The sequence below is a fragment of the Pseudomonas petrae genome (genome assembly GCF_021728295.1).
Classification (GTDB): Bacteria; Pseudomonadota; Gammaproteobacteria; order Pseudomonadales; family Pseudomonadaceae; genus Aquipseudomonas; species Aquipseudomonas petrae.
Window position 1 is genome coordinate 89,926 of sequence record NZ_JAKJXE010000009.1, and the last position, 17,018, is coordinate 106,943.

The 17,018-nt window shown below is 56.0% G+C and carries 14 protein-coding genes; 4 read left to right on the forward strand and 10 right to left on the reverse strand.

Going from position 1 to position 17,018, the window contains the following annotated elements; translation table 11 throughout:
• The first annotated feature begins 15 nt into the window (after positions 1 to 15).
• Together L4G42_RS17050 and L4G42_RS17055 are read left to right on the forward strand one after the other, a co-directional pair.
• Positions 16 to 1,386 carry an LLM class flavin-dependent oxidoreductase gene (locus L4G42_RS17050; protein ID WP_237253080.1) on the forward strand — a complete coding sequence of 457 codons (1,371 nt, stop codon included), beginning with the start codon at positions 16 to 18 and terminating at the stop codon, positions 1,384 to 1,386.
• Positions 1,383 to 2,570 carry an acyl-CoA dehydrogenase family protein gene (locus L4G42_RS17055; RefSeq protein ID WP_237260967.1) on the forward strand — a complete coding sequence of 396 codons (1,188 nt, stop codon included), beginning with the start codon at positions 1,383 to 1,385 and terminating at the stop codon, positions 2,568 to 2,570. The genes L4G42_RS17050 and L4G42_RS17055 overlap by 4 nt, the downstream gene beginning before the upstream one ends.
• Before the next feature lie 121 nt (positions 2,571 to 2,691).
• Here the strand turns inward: L4G42_RS17055 and L4G42_RS17060 are convergent, their stop codons facing one another.
• From L4G42_RS17060 to L4G42_RS17105, 10 genes are all read right to left on the reverse strand, one after another.
• The gene (locus L4G42_RS17060) at positions 2,692 to 4,980 is read right to left on the reverse strand and encodes a molybdopterin guanine dinucleotide-containing S/N-oxide reductase (protein WP_237253082.1); all 2,289 of its coding nucleotides are present in this window, start codon (positions 4,978 to 4,980) and stop codon (positions 2,692 to 2,694) included.
• Between the two features lie 48 nt (positions 4,981 to 5,028).
• On the reverse strand, positions 5,029 to 6,030 hold the full coding sequence (locus tag L4G42_RS17065; RefSeq protein ID WP_419789380.1) for an ABC transporter substrate-binding protein: 1,002 nt from the start codon (positions 6,028 to 6,030) through the stop codon (positions 5,029 to 5,031).
• 559 nt (positions 6,031 to 6,589) lie between these two features.
• Positions 6,590 to 8,038, reverse strand: coding sequence for a hypothetical protein (locus tag L4G42_RS17070; protein ID WP_237253083.1), 1,449 nt, complete (start codon positions 8,036 to 8,038; stop codon positions 6,590 to 6,592).
• Positions 8,007 to 9,098: a nucleoid-associated protein gene (locus L4G42_RS17075; protein ID WP_237253084.1), complete on the reverse strand. Its 1,092-nt coding sequence runs from the start codon at positions 9,096 to 9,098 to the stop codon at positions 8,007 to 8,009. The genes L4G42_RS17070 and L4G42_RS17075 overlap by 32 nt, the downstream gene beginning before the upstream one ends.
• 207 nt (positions 9,099 to 9,305) lie before the next feature.
• A complete protein-coding gene (locus tag L4G42_RS17080) occupies positions 9,306 to 10,187 on the reverse strand; it encodes an alpha/beta fold hydrolase (protein WP_237253085.1) in 882 nt (293 codons plus the stop codon).
• The gene (locus L4G42_RS17085) at positions 10,180 to 11,082 is read right to left on the reverse strand and encodes a DMT family transporter (RefSeq protein ID WP_237260969.1); all 903 of its coding nucleotides are present in this window, start codon (positions 11,080 to 11,082) and stop codon (positions 10,180 to 10,182) included. Before L4G42_RS17085 ends, L4G42_RS17080 begins: the two co-directional genes overlap by 8 nt.
• Positions 11,083 to 11,087: 5 nt before the next feature.
• On the reverse strand, positions 11,088 to 11,699 hold the full coding sequence (locus tag L4G42_RS17090; RefSeq protein ID WP_237253087.1) for a flavodoxin family protein: 612 nt from the start codon (positions 11,697 to 11,699) through the stop codon (positions 11,088 to 11,090).
• The gene (locus L4G42_RS17095; protein ID WP_237259742.1) at positions 11,690 to 12,382 is read right to left on the reverse strand and encodes an iron-containing redox enzyme family protein; all 693 of its coding nucleotides are present in this window, start codon (positions 12,380 to 12,382) and stop codon (positions 11,690 to 11,692) included. The genes L4G42_RS17090 and L4G42_RS17095 overlap by 10 nt, the downstream gene beginning before the upstream one ends.
• A gap of 1 nt (position 12,383) precedes the next feature.
• Positions 12,384 to 12,929 (reverse strand): GNAT family N-acetyltransferase, encoded by a 546-nt coding sequence (locus tag L4G42_RS17100; protein WP_237260971.1) that lies wholly within the window; start codon positions 12,927 to 12,929, stop codon positions 12,384 to 12,386.
• On the reverse strand, positions 12,926 to 14,290 hold the full coding sequence (locus L4G42_RS17105; protein ID WP_237253090.1) for a phenylacetate--CoA ligase family protein: 1,365 nt from the start codon (positions 14,288 to 14,290) through the stop codon (positions 12,926 to 12,928). Before L4G42_RS17105 ends, L4G42_RS17100 begins: the two co-directional genes overlap by 4 nt.
• 634 nt (positions 14,291 to 14,924) lie before the next feature.
• Between L4G42_RS17105 and L4G42_RS17110 the strand changes: the two genes are divergently transcribed.
• Positions 14,925 to 16,394, forward strand: coding sequence for an anthranilate synthase component I family protein (locus L4G42_RS17110; RefSeq protein WP_237259743.1), 1,470 nt, complete (start codon positions 14,925 to 14,927; stop codon positions 16,392 to 16,394).
• The gene (locus L4G42_RS17115) at positions 16,391 to 16,975 is read left to right on the forward strand and encodes an anthranilate synthase component II (RefSeq protein ID WP_237253092.1); all 585 of its coding nucleotides are present in this window, start codon (positions 16,391 to 16,393) and stop codon (positions 16,973 to 16,975) included. Before L4G42_RS17110 ends, L4G42_RS17115 begins: the two co-directional genes overlap by 4 nt.
• Positions 16,976 to 17,018: the final 43 nt, after the last annotated feature.

A 17,018-nucleotide genomic window follows, 5' to 3' on the forward strand; every position in this document is an offset into this window, starting at 1 on the left:
TCAGGAGCACAGATCATGAGCAAGCCTCGTCAACTCAAATTCGGTGCAATGGTTCACGGCGTGGGCCACGGTTGGGGCGAGTGGCGCCACCCGGACGCACAGGCCGACGCCAGCACCAACTTCGACTGGTACAAGGGCCAGGCCCGGTTGGCTGAAGACGCGAAATTCGATTTCGTGTTCATTGCCGACAGTTTGCACATTCACGAGAACTCCAGCCCGCACTACCTCAACCGTTTCGAGCCATTGACCATTTTGTCGGCGCTGGCCGCCACCACCAGCAAGATCGGCCTGGTGGCGACTGTGACCGTCAGCTACACCGAACCCTTTCAAGTGGCCCGGCAGATTTCTTCGCTGGACCATATCAGCGGCGGCCGCGCCGGCTGGAACGTCGTCACCTCGTGGCTCAGCGGCACCGCCGAAAACTTCAGCAAGAGCGAACACCCGCCCCACGCCGTGCGCTATCGCATTGCCAAAGAGCACGTGTCGACGGTCAAAGGGCTGTGGGATTCCTGGGAGGACGACGCCTTTACCCGCAACAAGAAGACCGGCGAGTTTTTCGACCGCAGCAAGCTGCACGCCTTGAACCACGCGGGCGACTTCTTCCAGGTCAAAGGCCCGCTGAACATCGCCCGTTCGCGCCAGGGCCAGCCGGTGTTGTTTCAGGCCGGCACGTCCGAGGACGGGCGCAACTTCGCTGCAGAATATTCCGATGCGATTTTCGTCCACGCCGAGTCTCTGGAAGAGACCCAGGCGTATTACAGCGACCTCAAGCGCCGCGCTGTCGGCTTTGGGCGCAACCCGGATGACCTGTCGATTTTGCCGGGGATTCGCCCAATCGTTGGACGCGATGCCGAGGACGTGGAACGGCGTTATCAGCAAGCGGTGGAATTGGTGAGCATTGAGGACGCCATTGTCGCGCTGGGCCGGCCGTTCAACGATCACGACTTCAGCCAATACCCGCTGGATGCGCCGTTTCCGGACTTGGGCGACCTCGGCGCCAACAGCCAGAAAGGCGGCTCCGATCGCATCAAACAGCAGGCCAGGGAGCAGAACCTGACCCTGCGCCAGGTGGCCCTGGATTTCTCCCGTCCTCGCCGTGCGTTCGTCGGCACGCCCGAACAGGTCGCCGATCAGATTCAGCACTGGTTCGAGAATGGCGCCAGTGATGGCTTCATCATCAATTCGCTGTTGCCTGATGGGCTGAAATACTTCACCGAACTGGTGATCCCGATTCTGCAGCAGCGTGGCCTGCAACGCGCCGATTACAGCGGCTCGACCCTGCGCGAACACTTTGGCCTGGAGTTTCCCGTCAATCGTCATACGGCCGCGCGGTTGGCAGCGGCTGCGAAGGTCACGGACGCTGAACAATCGCAGGTCCCGGCATGAGCGCAGGATTGAATCGGCAGCCTGGCACTTCGGCGATTGCCGAGACGGAGGTGGCCTTTGTTGCGCGTTTGCTGGGGATAACCGAGCGGCTGGCCGAGACCGCGCAGCACTACGACGAAACGGCTGAGTTCCCCCACGAAAACTTCCGCTTGCTGCACGAGCACGGTCTGCTCGGGCTGACGGTGGAAGGTTCGCTGGGTGGCGGCGACGCGGACCTCAAGCGGGCGCAGCAGGTGATCAGCGCGGTGGCGAAGGGTGAGCCGTCTACAGCGCTGATTCTGATGATGCAGTACATCCAGCACGCGCGCATTCGCGAGGTTCGAAACTGGCCGGAGCCTCTGTATCGACAGGTGGCGCAGGATGCGGTGCATCAAGGCGCGCTGATCAACGCGCTGCGGGTCGAGCCGGACTTGGGTTCGCCTTCCCGTGGCGGGCTGCCGGCCACTGTTGCCCGGCGGACGACGGAAGGCTGGCGAATCAGCGGACGGAAGATCTACTCGACGGGCAGCCATGGCCTGACCTGGTTCAACGTCTGGGCGCGCAGCGATGACGCCGATCCGTTGGTCGGTGTGTGGCTGGTGCGCAAGGACAGCCCGGGCGTGAGCATCGTCGAGGACTGGGACCATTTGGGCATGCGCGCCACGTCCAGCCACGAGGTGACTTTCGACGACGTGCTGGTGCCGCTGAATCATGCGGTCAACATCAGCCCGGCGAGTTCGCCGCAGCCTGAGCTGGATGCAACGGGATTGCTGTGGATGTCGGTGTTGTTGTCGTCGGTGTACGACGGCATTGCTCAATCGGCGCGGGACTGGCTGGTGAGATTTCTGGAGCAGCGCACGCCGTCCAATCTGGGTGCCTCGCTCTCGACGCTGCCGCGCTTTCAGGAAGTACTCGGGCACGTCGACACGCTGTTGTTTGCCAACCGGACACTGCTGGAATCGGCGACTCATGGGCTGACGCCGGCCGGTCATGCGGCGCAAATCAAATACCTGGTGACCAGCAACGCCATTCGCGCGGTTGAACTGGCCATCGAAGCCACCGGCAACCCCGGCCTGTCCCGCAGCAACCCGCTGCAACGGCATTACCGCAACGTCGTCTGCGGCCGAGTGCACACGCCGCAGAATGACGTGGTGTTGCAGGGGGTGGGCAAAGCGGTGTTTGCCGGGCGGGCGGTCAGGCAGTAAGGAGCGCCGCATTCCTCCGGTAGGACCGGCTTCAGCCGGGAATAGGCCAGCATGAACACCCACAATATTGCAGCGTGACGCCCGACGCTTTCCCGGCTAAAGCCAGTCCTACATTCACCGATCAAGCCAGCATTTCAGGCGGCTCGAATGCGGTGATCGGGGGCAGCTCGCCGTGCCACTTCTCGACGTCAACAGTCACCGTCTGCGCCGAGCAGCCCTGAGAAAGACTCGACGCCCCAATGTCTTCAGTCAGCACATTCGGATTGCCATGCTTCTCCAGACTGTTCGGCTGCCCCTTCACCAGCGGATCAAACCAGGCGCCGGTGGCGATCTGCACCACGCCCGGACGAATGTCGTCGGACACAATCACCCCCGCTAAAAATGCACCCCGAGCGTTAAACACCCTGACCACATCCCCCTCGGCAATCCCGCGTGCCAACGCGTCCTGCCGATTGATCGTCAGCGGCTCCCGCCCCTGTATTTTCGAGGCCTGGCTGTATGCGCCGTGGTCGTACTGGCTGTGCAGGCGCGTCTTCGGCTGGTTCGACAGCAAATGCAGAGGCTGCGGCTGTGCGGGCTTTTCCAGCCACACAGGATGGCCGGGGCAATCGGCATAGCCGAACCCGGCGATTGTCTCACTGAAAATCTCGATCTTGCCCGACGGCGTCTGAAGCGGACTCGCCGACGGATCATCACGAAACGCCTTGAGCAGTACCGTTTCCTGGAGCGGGTAATCCACCTCAAACACCCCTTCGCGCCAAAACTGCTCGAACTCGGGCAACTCGATGGCGAAGCTTCTCGCCCGGGGTCGGGACTCTTCATACAGCAAGCGCAGCCATTGCCCGGCGTCCCGACCTTCGGTAAACACCTGCTCGCAGTCGAGCCGTCGGGACAGATCGGCGAAGATCGAATAATCGTCCCGCGCCTCCCCCACTGGCTCGATCGCCTTGTGCATGGCGATCATGAAGCGGTCGGACGCCGCGCTGCCGATGTCATCACGCTCCAGCGCAGTAGTGGCTGGCAGGACGATATCCGCATGCTTGGCCTGAGCGGTCCAGAATTGCTCATGAACGATGATGGTTTCCGGACGCTGCCAGGCCTGCAGCAGTCGATTGATGTCCTGATGATGATGGAGAATATTGCCGCCAGCCCAATACACCAGCCGAATGTCCGGATAGCGATAAAGCTTGCCGTTGTAATCGAAAGCCTCGCCGGGATTGAGCAGCATGTCGGTGACCCGCGCCACCGGGATGAAATCCTTGATCGGGTTCACGCCCTGGGAAAAGCGCGGCCCGGAAAACGCCTTGCGGCCGCTGCCGGTGTTGTTCATGCAGCCATAACCCAGACCGAACCCGCCGCCCGGCAGACCGATCTGCCCGAGCATCGCCGCCAGGGTCACGGTCATCCAGAACGGTTGCTCGCCGAACTGCGCCCGCTGCAGTGAATAGGCGACGTTGATCATCGTGCGCTTGCCGGCCATCTCCCGCGCCAGGCTGACGATCCGTTTCGCCGGAATATCCGTCAGCACAGCAGCCCACTCCGGCGTCTTCGCCACGCCATCTACAGCGCCGAGCACATATTCGATGAAGCGCTCATGCCCCACCGTGTAGCGACGCAGAAAATCTACGTTGTGCAGCCCTTCGTCCACCAGCACCCAGCACAGCGCCATCATCAGCGCGGTGTCACTGCCGGGGCACACGGCCAGCCATTCATTACGTTCCGGCCCGACTAAATCATCACGCAGCGGGCTGACATTGACGAACTGCACGCCGGCGTCCGACATCCTGTGAATACCGTCGCTGACCAGATGATCGCTGGCACCGCCGGGACTGCACTGGGCGTTCTTCACCGGCAAACCGCCAAACGCCACGAACAGCTCGCAATGCTCCGCCAGATTCTGCCAGGACGTGTGCGCCGCCAGCAGCCAGTCCATGTTGCCGACGATGTGCGGCATCAACACTCGGCCGGCGCCGAGGCTGTAACTGTCGACGCTGTAGACATAGCCGCCGTAGCTGTTGAGGAAGCGGTGCAGCTGGCTCTGGGCATGATGAAAACGCCCGGCGCTGCCCCAGCCGTAGCTGCCACCGAAAATCGCCTGATTGCCGCACTCGGCCTTCACCCGCGACAGCTCGGTGGCCACCAGATCCAGCGCAACGTCCCACGGCACTTCGACGAAGGCTTCGTTGCCGCGCAGGTGCGGGTTACGCAGGGCCGGATGATCGTCGAAGCGTTCGAGAAAACTGCGGCGCACGGCCGGCCGACGGATACGCGTGGCCGAGTCGATTGCCCCGGGGATAGACGAGCCGATCGGCGAAGGGTCCGCGTCCCATTCCACCGGATCCATGGCCTCAAGCCGTCCGTCGACAACGCGCGGACGGTAAGCGCCCCAATGCAACGAGGTGAAACTCATGGGTGAATGCTCCAGCAGGTAGGCCTGTGCGGTGACTGCCGTGATCGATCAACGCGCCGTTTGTGCCAATGCGTTATCCCCGGCATCCAGCGCAGCGGTAAAAGAGTCGTCGAACACAGTGCCAGCCGGATAGGATTTCGTCAGCCCGGCGGCGTTCAAAAAATCGATGGTCTGTTGCGCCTGGGTAATGACCTGGGGGGAAATCGGCAGCACCACCGTCGCCGAACGCTCGAACCAGCCACGCGCCACCTCGGGGTCAGCCTTGGACAGGACGGCCCATGCACTGGCGTAGGTGTCGGTGTTCTGCTTGTTGGCGACCGACCAGGCCCGCGCTTTTTGCAGGCGCTGTAGGAAATCGCTGATCTCTGCGCGCTTGTCTTTGATCGAGCGGTCATTGGCGACGATGAAGCTCTGCGCCGGGATCAGGTTTTGCGCGGTGGTGATCACCCGCCCGCCTTGGCGTTCCTGTTGAATCACGTAGGGATCCCACGTAGCGATGGCGTCGACCGAACCACCGTCCAGCGCATGGGAAGCGTCCAGCGCACTCAGATATCGATATTCCACCGCATCCCGCGCGATACCGGCCTTGTCCAGCGCAGTCAGCATCAGTTGCTGGCTCCACGAACCCTTCCAGATCGCCACCCGCTTGCCTTTGAGGTCCGCCACCGTTTTGATCGGCGAATCCTTGCCGACCACGATCGCCACGCCTGCGAGGTTCTGCCGGGAAACGCCAATCACCTTGATCGGCGCCCCCAACGCGCCGAGAAACAGCACCGGCGCATCGCCGAGCAAGCCGACATCGAGGCTGCCGGCATTGAGCGCTTCCGCCACAGGCGAGCCGGCAGTGAACTGCTTCCACTCCAGCGTGTAAGGTAAATCGTTGAGAACGCCGGCAGCTTCCATGACCGTTCGGGCGCCATAGCTTTGGTCGCCTACTACCAGTTCTGCGGCATGCACCGCACTGAGGGAGCTGGTTAATAAAAGAAGAGACAACGCAGGGCGCAGCAGCAGGGATTTGATCGACACAGGCAATCTCCGGGGAGGCTCCATCGGAACCGGATCATGAAATGAACGCCGGTCCGCCTGTGCGGTAGCCGATTCTTGGGCCCTGTGCTGGGTGAAGCAGCGTCAGGGATCAGAACCATAGCATCGAACGTTATATTAAATAAATTCAATATAGTTATATGGAAATATGCGGAATGCGCAGGACGAAGATGCAGATTATAAGCAAAGTGATCGTGTCTTAGGGGATCACGTATTGCGTCTGCGGTCCCAAAACGCCAGCGAAGTGATGCGAGAAGGAGTGCAGCTCATAGCTGGCGCGCCCTACTGCATCGGTAGTCACCAACGAGATCAACTTGCGCCGGCTCTTCGCAGTTTTCACCTCATTTGAGCTCGCCAGTAAGCCAGGCAGTGACACGGTCCAGTCAAAGGCTCGATACATCTCATGTCGTATCGTGGGGCTAAAGGCGAGGCAATCGAGGTCTTCAGGTTGCTTTATTACACTATGGAAGTTGAGTTGCATGTGCCTAAATGCTGATTGACGGTCAGCCCAGCAGCTACCGAAGTGCTAACGTGCCCGCGTACTTGAATACTGCCTTTCACGAATTCATTGCTGATGATTAGACTGTATTGGCCTGCTTAGAGATTGAGGTAAAGAGATATCCGGACGTGTTGGATTTTCGCAGATTACAGCTGCCGAAGGAATCAAGGTGGCTGACGGCTGATTCGTATGTAGAAACACAATCAAAACAACTCCCAGCGCGACAACGGCGAGAGCACTAAAGCCGAATTTAGCGACATTGAAGAATACATTTTCGGCCTGACTAATAGGCGCCGCCACCATCTTGGAAAATTCCTCAGTCGACAGATAACGATAAAGCTTTGGTTGCCACTCCTCCCGTAATTTTTTTTGGATAGAAATGAATGTCCAACCTGAAAAAACGCTAATTCCCGTATACGCAACTGCGACCAGCATCACAGCACTAACCAAGTAAGCGTTCACCTGCACATTGACACGTGCAGCGATTAAGCCTATTCCAATCGTCAGCGAAGTCGCGATTGCAGCCACGCTCTGGCGAGTCACATCGGTGGCTTTAGAGGTTTCTTCAGTCACGGCCTTGCGCAAGTCCGCCAGCGCTTTCAGCATATCTTTAGTGACTTCCGATACTGACATCTGATATGCAATCTTGGCGCACTCTAATGCAGAAGCAAGATGCTCTTTAAAGTACACGATGACATGTCCATTAGCGCGACCGGAACGTGCAATTTCTGCGGAGAGCAGAATGTGCTTCACCTCCGCCTCTCTAGCGTTTTCGTAGACCCACGCAGCCGCTTCCTGAAGACTGAGAAATTCCTGAAGCGCTACGCAGGACGCACTAAGCTGTAAGTCAGTATCAAGTTTTAAGTTTAGCTTTGGTGGTCCCTTGAAAGTCAGCGTCGAGCCAGTCCCATCGATCTCATTTGCTACACACCGACATAAAGCATCAAATGAGTGCATGGCCCAAATAACGTTGAGTGGATCAGCGTAATCAAGTGATTGTCCATCTGCCAAAAGCCAATGTCGAGTGTCCTCAGGCACCGAACTAACGGACGCGGACTCCTTTACGAGCAACCTTGGCGGCTTCGTTGGTGGCACATCAGTGCATTCCAAAGTTTCGTGCCAACTACTGTAGGATCGGAGCCGACTACAAAAAGGCTTGGTCAAGCCCAGTAGCCTCCACTGGATCGCAGGATGCCCTTTTTGCAGGTAGGTACTAAACCCTACTTCCGTTACGAGAAAAAGGACTGTTCCTCCTTTCACTGTCAAGTGTCTAGGCTTCTCCAGTTCGACGCGGAAAGGTGCACAATCGTCCAATATCTCTTCGCGGTAATATTCATTCCCCTGCATGTCATGAATGCTGAAGTCCCAACCAGCTGTTGAAGCAGTGTCGATGACCCGAAGCGTGGCGGGGGCACGTAGACTCGATACTGAGAGTGAAAATTCACCTTCGCTGATAAGCGCCCGTTGTGCTCGGGCTAGCTCGTTAAGAAGTGACGCCAGGCTTAGGTGTGACAACGCTATCCTCCGTGACCCGATTAGTCTCAACTATGATCTGCTTCCTCTCAGCTTCCAGATCAACCACGCGTACATTTGGGCTATCAGCTTTGTCTGGGAACGTAATAGTTACCCCCTCTACGGTACTGATTTTGCGCATATAGGGTTGGCGGAGGATGTTTCGATCGGGCTTGAAGGTGAGCTCGTGCAATTTACTGGATTTGACACGCTTCCGGGTTTCGCGCTCCAAACGAGTCGCGGCTTTGACGTCATCAGGAGCGCCAGCAGCAACAAGTACGGCCTCCACAATCGCATTCTCATCGATCTTCAGACGACGACCTAAAACGCCTTGAGCCCGTTTTATCGCCTTGGGTACGTCTTCGTCTGGCAACTCCTTCTTGCATGCTTGCAGTATGCTTCGGAGCAATTTTCGAGAGACCTCACTTAACTCGCGATTGGAAATAGCCCTGGTCACCGACAAAAAGTCTGCAAAGTAATCAGCGATGTCTGGTCCCTGCTTGGTTCTATCCGTTGCGGAGACGGTTTGACAAGCTACGCCATTAATCACACGCACTAATGCAGTCTTTTGAATCGCCTTCTTGTCATCGACAAGCGCCGTCAGAATGCGCCTCAAGGATTTCTGAGGGTTTTCATCATCCTGTTCCAGTGCAAATTTGTAGTCGTATTTGATCAGGCTGAATATCACAATTGCAGGATCATCCACCTCAAGCTCGAACATGCACAAAACGCCATCGGCACTGCCACTCACGTGAGCGGCGTTAAAGCTTCGCGCAAGTCCTTGAGCGCCCGCCTCAAAAAGGTTATCTCCTCTGGCGATTGCCTCAAGCTCCCGCCTAGAGGAAGAAAAATCTTTGAACATGAACACTGGCGATGCGGCGGTCTCAAGGATCTTTCCTGTAAAAAAGCTTTGTTCCTCAAGATCTCGCTCCGGCATCGCCTCAAAACTTTTGCTGCCAACGACGTGCAGAATCATCTTCTTAATAGTCAGCGATTTTTCTTCGTCTTCCGTAAAAAAACTCATCGTTCCCCCTTGTTTTTTGATCCCCTTGGCAGAAACCATGTCAACCGCGATCACGCATGTTTTGACCGTGTGCGCAGGCAGACCGGGTCCATGCATTTGTTGCGTGTAGATGAAAATCTCAAAGCAAAGCCTATGCACCGACAGACATTAAAATCCGCATCAGTCGCGGCCTTACCCTGGGAAGGAAGCCACTGTGGCTGAGCATCCAGGCTAAACGCCAGTCACAACAGTTACGATCAGCACACCCTAATGAGTAGTTGAAATGAACTCGGTAATGGCAGCGGTTACCTCGCGGCCACGCTCAAGATAAGCCGCATGTCCCGAGTCCTCGATGATCAGGCCACGTGCATTGGGCAAGTCTTCAAGCATCACGTCCAAAGTTCCATGTAGAAACACTTGATCATGCCGGCCCCATATCACGAGCGTGCTAGAGACAATGGACGGCAACCGCTCTAACAATACGTCCAGTCCTTCGCGGCGAAAATCGTTCGTGATTCGCTGCACGGCATTGAATCTCGACTTACCGCTGGCCGCCATGGCCTGCGCCCATCGGCTTCGCACCTTAGGTGGGCGCTTGTACACTAATCCCCAGAAACGCTGCATTTCCCGGACCGTGCGATAACCAAAGCCTGTCTGCCCCCTTTGAAGACGCGCTTGCAGTATAGGTCCCAACGATTTCATGCCAAGGCCGGCAGGTGATAGCAAAATTAGATGGCTAACGCGTTGGGGGTACTTCGCGGCATACAATCCGGCTACACAACCGCCTAACGAGCTACCAATCAGGACGAATGGGCCCTTCACCACAGTTTCAAGGAACCCTTCAAGCGCTGACATTAATGATTGTGGTCCGAAGTCGGAGAATGGCTCATATAGAGATTCGCCGTGTCCAGGCAAGTCGACTAAGACGCACTCATAATCGCGCGCCATGCTCATCACCGCGGTTCCCCATTGGTCTTTGCTGGCGCCCAAGCCATGAAGGAAGACCAGGGTCGGGCGCTCTTTATGTGGCGTGCTTTTGAGGTAGGCCAAGCGCCCTTGCTCGGCCGTATGCAGGCGCAGCTTGAATCCGAATTGCCAGCGATGAACAAGCCGCAAAGTACCCAGCAACAGTTGATCAACTTTATTCATCCGTCGTTCCTTGCCTGACACTTCCCCTCGTCTTAAAAACAAAATTCCTGGATAGGCGCAGCTGACATAGCGTCACCCCTAGTAATGTCAATGCTCCGCCGATGATCAAACGATGATCCGCCATCTCTGCGAGCACGATTTGGCTAATAACGATCGCAAATAGCGGCACCAAGAGCAGATAGGGGCTCAACTGTTGCACCGAATTACGACCAAGCAACCAGAACCACAAACCAAAACCCAATAAGCCGCCACTGAGCGCTGTGTATACAACGGCCCACCACGCCTGAGCACTAGCGGTATAGACGCCCACCCACTGTTCACCCTCTTGGATAAAGGACCAAAGCAAGAGCTGCGGCGCGGAGATGACAGCGGTCCAGGCACTCAATGCCACTGGATTGAGCGGCCCTAGACGCTTCGTCAACACTGATCCGATAGCAAAGGCTAAGGCTGCCAGCGCTACTAGTAGCATGCCGATAGAACTCTCGCTCTCCGAAGGTTTGGCCAGCAATACCAGCACGCCTCCGAACGCCAGCAGGATGCCCACCAATACGCGCACTCTCAAGACTTCACCTAGTATTGCGAACGCAAGTACAAGGGTGAAAGGTACCGACAGCTGATAAATGATTGCAGAGGTAGATGCATCTACCCGGGCAATGCCGCAATACAGCAAGCCAAAATGCAACGTACCGGTAATCGTCGCGATTGTGATCATGGGTACGAAGTGTTGCCGTTTAACATTCTTGAGAAATGGCAGGAGAAACAGCGCCATGATCGCGTAGCGCATAGCCACCATGAGAATAGGCGGCAGCTCAGCGCCTCCTATTTTCACCGCAGTGACCTGTGCCCCCCAAAGAAACGCAACCAGCAGCGCTAATAAAGAATCCTTCAAAGGCATAACTTTTATCCGTTATGAAAGTGCATGGACTGATGACCTTTTTCAGGCCTACGGTTGGCAGCCCCTATGGAATTAAGTCGACGATGGTGCTCACACAGCCGGTCCAAGGTCTCGCATAAGGCTTGCTCCGCTTCGGGATCGTGAGCCAAATGCGTCTGGAAACACGCGGGAAATCCCGAGCCAACAAGAATCATCTTGTTGAGCAGTACATTCAGTACAACTTGAGAAAAAACGGCCGTGTGCCCATAGCGTCTGCCTACCACCGCAATTGCCGCGAGCTTATCGCTCAGAGGACGTTGACGTGGACGCATAAACCCATAGCCCACCCGTTCCAGAAACGCCTGGAAGCGACTGTTGGTACCATAGGCGTGCATGACAGGGAGATAGAGCACAGCATCGGCGCGGTCTAGCCGAGCGACTAATTGTTTAACGTCGTCCTGAATCGCACAGTCCTGGTCTGAACAGGCATTATCGGCGTCGCAATATTCGATCCGGTAATTCTTGAGCCAAATGTCGTCGACCCCTATCTCGTCGCCCAAGTGACGGCGCACCAAAGCCACCACGCGTGCACTGACACCACAAGGTCGGCTGGAGCCGACTATGATCGTCAGGTGCATATTGGGTACGCCTCCTGCAGTGGTTCTTTTACTTGATAGGCTCGCAGCGCCTCTTCCATTAACTGTCCGGTCAGCCAAAGCGTGACGCGCGCCACTTCCTTAATCTGACGGCGATCTTCATCGGTCCTGACCGCACGCTGCATGGCCAAACGCACTTCCTCCGAATGTTTCTCATCAATGGCCGAGTGGGCGACAAAGAACGTCATCTGCTCGTCTTTCAATCCAAGCGCAGCGCGGAAGCTCTCTAAGATGGGTTGGATGTGCTCGTAGACATCCTCAGCCCAGTAGCTATAGCCCAGTCGCGCGATCGGGCCCTTGCGGATGGCCACGTCGTTGAGGAAGGCAATGAGGGCCTGGGTCGGGGCCAAAGGCGCAGGCATTTCTCGTGGCAACAGCCCTACCGACTCAAGGTCGCGCAGTACCATTCGCTCGTGGCCCAGTTCTTCCAACGCGTGTTTGTAAACAAAGCGCAGTAAAGCAGTATCCCCAGGATCCGCACTGAAGGCACAAGCAGCCTGATTGACAGAGTTGTAGCGGGTATAGTGGTACACCTGCAGCATAAGCTGTTGATAGAGGGCTGGTGGAGTGGGGTTACTTAGGCTGTAATTCCAAAAGTCTCCATGTTTAATCTGAGCCCAACCTTCCTCGACGACAGCGTCAAGTTCCTTAAAGAATGTTTCCATTTCAATTAGCTCCAATTACGTTGTTGTAAAGACTTTCAAGTTCTAGATATACGAGGCTATAGCGCCGCTCGGCCTGCTCCCCAGCCCAAGCGACATCGTCCATCAGCACCCGCCCGCCTAAGCCTACGTACAGAGCAGCTAATTGACCGCGGCATAAAGCCGAGATAAATCGCAGATGCGTGTTGGCTTTGAGCCAAATGGCCGCCTGCAGCAAGAACATGCGCAGATGCTTTCCTCCGCGGTATCGCTCGTCCAGGACGAGACGATTTGCATCAAAAGCATCTGTTGGATGTTGGAAATAGCGGCGCACATCCACTGCCCGCTCTACGAAGCTCAGGCCATGGCCCAGCGGGGTGACTCTCAACGTTCCGACTATCTCATCAGTGTCGAGGTAGATCAGGTGATACGACGAGGCGTCACGCAGCGCCTCTCTTCGATCGAAGTCATCCTCCCTTGCAGGATTAGTTCCCAGGTAGCGACGCCTCAGTTCTATTACGGACTCGAATAGCTCACTCGCGGTGCCAATCACCTGCACAGACAGACTCACTGTTGACCCCAACGGCTCTGGCGCTGGTCAACAATACGGGCCTCTTTCCAGCTGAACCAACTGCCAAGATTTACATGTTCGCCAAGATCACCCACTACCATCACCGTAGCTTCTACTCCCAGCCGCTCGCGCAGACGCTCCTTGATCAGCAATACCAGCCGTCCGCAATCTCCGCTGAAAAAACGCGACATCTCGAGCTTAGCGATGACGGTATCGCGGTCATTATCGCGGCTGAGAACAATTTGATAGCCAAGGCACTGCTCGACACCTTCGAGGAGTGCCTGCTCAATCTGGGCGGCCGAAAACGGGCGATCGTTCAAATGAACGGCATCTTTGATTCTTCCGACCACCTTGACTGTCTGTCGCATCGACTGTGTACAGCCAAGGCGTGACTGAATGGAGACGAGATCGCCAGTCCGGTAGCGGATCAACGGCTTACTGCCTGGAATAAGCATCGTCACGCACAGCTCGCCCTCGCCCTCGCTGCCAAGGCTTTTCCCGGACTTGGGATCGAGCACTTCGATGAGGTAATTGAGTCGATGCAGTACCAGTTGGTCATTGGCGTTGCAGGCCGCTATTACCATCGTTTCCTGAGAGCCGTAGAGGCTGTTGTAAGCTTGTGCCCCCCACAAGCTGTAGAGATTGTTTTTCAACGCAGGCGTGCACAGTTCGCCGCTCATCATGAACGCGCGTAAAGCGAAATCGACGCGCGGATTAAAGCCCTGCTGCTCGGCCTCCTTCGCCATAGCAAGCAAAAGACCCGGTGCGGAGGCGAGTACTCCGATGCGCAGATCCTTCAGTAGCTGCAGGGCCTTTGGCCAACCAATTACCGGTGAGTGAGGCCAAATCTTGGCACTGCACAGGTCAAGCTGAGTACAGACGTCGCCCAAGGTGTCACCGAAAGAGTGGACCTCCGTGGGTCCCATGATGCCAACGACCGTTCTCTCGTCGGCGAAATGTTTTTCGATCACGGACTGATAGGCCATGACCAACTGGCGATTGCTCGCGTAGCTTTCCCTTCGGTCACGGGGGCATGGGGTGGAGGGGCCGGTTGTACCCGTGGTCTCGTAATAGAAAATGCTGTCTTCTAGCGGGCCGGATAAAATCTCGAAACCTGCCTCGCGCAGGTCATCCTTGGTCGTGAATGGCAAAGTACATAGGTCATTCAAGGTCAGCGAGCGTTCGTCGACTTGAGCCAGGTGCCTGGCATAGAACGGTGAGGACTGCTTCACGTGTCCAACAACTTCTCGCAGTTTCTCCTGATGCCATGCAGCCAGCGCAATGTCACTGAGAGAGTCGTTCCAATAAGCATGATGAATGGCATCGTATTGTTGCTTGAATGTGTCCAAATGTTTTTTCATTTCGGCCGCGCTGCTCTGGAGGTGACTGGAACTCAACACCTGCTACGTTAGCGATGAAAAAAACAAACACCCAGCTGTGCTATCCAACAGTTGTGCGCGCAACACTTTCTTGTTAAAAGCACGCGCGATTAAATTTCCTGGCGCGATTTTCTGCATCTGTCGACATAAAAGTTCCATAACTGGTTTGATATTCCTGGCGGTTGACAGCCTCCCGACCCACTGGTAATTTCGCCGCACAGCCACCTGTGCTCGTAGTGCTGGCGAAGACTAGGATGTCTATATGCATCATCACATTTCCCCTATAAGCTCCTCTCGCAGCCGTCTCGACAACTGCTACCTGAAGACCCCAGCCATGTTCAAAAGTAATATATAGCGTCGCTGATTTCCGTTTAGCTTCGTATATGCTCAGCACATTGGCCACCCTGAAAAAAAATCGAAGCTTTCCTAAAGTATGCTGCACGCTCAGTCCGATTGCGATCCGACGAATGTCGCTTATCGAGCATGATTCAACCAAGGTAAGCCATAGGCATTTAAGCTTTATCAACAGCCAACTGGATATCAAATATTTGAGACTTTGCGATCATCCTCACGACGTAGTCGTCCCAATCATTTCATCTGAAAAGCGATAAAACCCGTGAGTGAAAATTCAATTTATGTGAATGTAATCCGTCGCGAAGAGCGACATTGCTCCGATGTCCTTGGAATATATACAAGTGCTTTGAAACAGTTTGGGCGTGAATCTGTATTCATTCTTGAGTCACTGTCTGGCCCTAGCCGTGATCGTAGGGCGACAATTATAGGGCTCGAACCCCTTTTTGAAGTGCGTATTGAGAAAGACCACGCAGAACTTCGAGGGTGTGCCGCGCTTTGCGAATATCTATCCTCTGCCCTAAAGAAAAAAGGGGTGCACATCGACGACGACCTCAAAATTCGGCTGCCTGATAGTGAGTCAGCGTGGAACATCCTGAGGATCATCCAAGCCACATTCCTGCCCGCGCGCAATGCTTCTGCCAGCTTGGCGTTCTTTGGCTACTTTTCCTACGACTGCGTTCGCCTAATCGAGCGACTTCCGAGTGTGGCGGAACAGACCTACAGCTACCCGCTCATCGCGCTATCGGTGTATCAGACACTGGTTTACTTCCATGACAATGGGATTGTCGAAACGCTGATCAACAATCACTCACTATGGGACGCCCGTGCATTGACGGACTACCCTTTCCTCAACACTGGCTCTGCGTGCACAGCGGCGGATCTGCCACAGTATCCAGAGACGTTCGAGGAAATTCATACCGTTACTCCGGAGCAATTCTGCAACCGCGTCGAAGTCGCGATGGAGCACATCCGAGCCGGAGACGTCTACCAGATCCAACTCGGCCATGAGATCCAGATTCGCTCGCCGGTATCGCCGGTCGATGTTTACAAGACCCTCCGCCTCCGCAACCCCTCGCCGTATATGTATCTCGCCAATGTAGGCGGGATTGATCTGATCGGCGCCAGCCCCGAGCTATTTGTCAGAATCAAGGACGACTTGATTGAAATGCGACCGATTGCCGGAACCGTCGGCAAAAAGCCCGGCGCTGATCCGAATGAGCTTGTTCTGGAATTGACCCGGTCGGAGAAAGAGCGTGCCGAGCACCTGATGCTCATCGACTTGTGCCGCAATGACATAGGTCGGGTATGTCAGCCTGGCTCGCTCGAAGTGGACGAGTTCATGCTGGTTGAAGAGTACTCGCACCTCTACCACATGGTTTCGAACGTTCGCGGCCTGCTCCGCTCAGGATTGGACGCTTACGACGTGATCAAGGCTTCGTTCCCCGCTGGAACAATGTCCGGCGCGCCCAAGGTAAAAGCGATGGAGTTGATAGACCGGATAGAGAGTAATCGACGTGGTATCTACGCCGGTGCCCTTGGCCTGGTTGGATTCGATGGAAGCGTAAATACAACTCTGTGCATTCGCTCGACGGTTTTTGACAACGGAACCTACCATCTGCGGGCTTCCGCTGGGGTGGTAGCCGACTCGGTCGCCGAGGCTGAATGGAAAGAGACGCTCTATAAGATGGGTTCTGTATATCGGGCGGTGACCGGTAAGGAGATCGCACTATGAAAGTGTTCCTGATCGACGCTTACGATAGCTTCGTCTTCATCATCAGCCAGTATCTGGAACAGCTGGGCTTGGAAACCCGGGTCGAGCGTCACGATGTACCAGATTTAATCGGACGCATTGAGGCTTTCGCGCCACACCTCTGTGTGCTGGGGCCAGGCCCCGGGCATCCCGCAGATGCTGGCTATATCGAGGTGATCAGACACTTCGAAGGCCGTTTACCGCTGCTTGGCGTGTGCCTAGGCCATCAAGCCATCGCCTTGGCATACGGCGCCCGAGTTTGCCGAGCTCCGCACGTTATGCATGGCAAAGTGAGCGAGATAGAGAACGATGGCAAGGGCATCTATGGTCATACGCAGGCGCGCCCCATCAAGGCTACGCGTTACCACTCTCTGATGGTTAGCGGTGAAGACCTCCCCGACTGCCTGGAGATCAGCTCTAGATCCATCGATGATGGGTATGTAATGGGCATGCGGCACCGTCGCTTGCCAATTGAGGGAGTGCAGTTTCATCCTGAAAGCATCCTGACTGAAGACGGATTGGAGCTGTTCCGCAGTTTCGTCAGATGTTACGTGCAGCAGTAAGGCAGACAGAGGGACATAGGCCCTTATCTTCCTGCTCCGAAGG

Bases quoted from the DNA above. Each gene is read 5' to 3' on its own strand.
- L4G42_RS17095 (WP_237259742.1), bottom strand. From the start codon at position 12,382: ATGGAAACATTCTTTAAGGAACTTGACGCTGTCGTCGAGGAAGGTTGG.
- L4G42_RS17090 (WP_237253087.1), bottom strand. From the start codon at position 11,699: ATGCACCTGACGATCATAGTCGGCTCCAGCCGACCTTGTGGTGTCAGT.
- L4G42_RS17055 (WP_237260967.1), top strand. From the start codon at position 1,383: ATGAGCGCAGGATTGAATCGGCAGCCTGGCACTTCGGCGATTGCCGAG.
- L4G42_RS17085 (WP_237260969.1), bottom strand. From the start codon at position 11,082: ATGCCTTTGAAGGATTCTTTATTAGCGCTGCTGGTTGCGTTTCTTTGG.
- L4G42_RS17075 (WP_237253084.1), bottom strand. From the start codon at position 9,098: ATGGTTTCTGCCAAGGGGATCAAAAAACAAGGGGGAACGATGAGTTTT.
- L4G42_RS17060 (WP_237253082.1), bottom strand. From the start codon at position 4,980: ATGAGTTTCACCTCGTTGCATTGGGGCGCTTACCGTCCGCGCGTTGTC.
- L4G42_RS17115 (WP_237253092.1), top strand. From the start codon at position 16,391: ATGAAAGTGTTCCTGATCGACGCTTACGATAGCTTCGTCTTCATCATC.
- L4G42_RS17065 (WP_419789380.1), bottom strand. From the start codon at position 6,030: ATGGAGCCTCCCCGGAGATTGCCTGTGTCGATCAAATCCCTGCTGCTG.
- L4G42_RS17105 (WP_237253090.1), bottom strand. From the start codon at position 14,290: ATGAAAAAACATTTGGACACATTCAAGCAACAATACGATGCCATTCAT.
- L4G42_RS17080 (WP_237253085.1), bottom strand. From the start codon at position 10,187: ATGAATAAAGTTGATCAACTGTTGCTGGGTACTTTGCGGCTTGTTCAT.
- L4G42_RS17050 (WP_237253080.1), top strand. From the start codon at position 16: ATGAGCAAGCCTCGTCAACTCAAATTCGGTGCAATGGTTCACGGCGTG.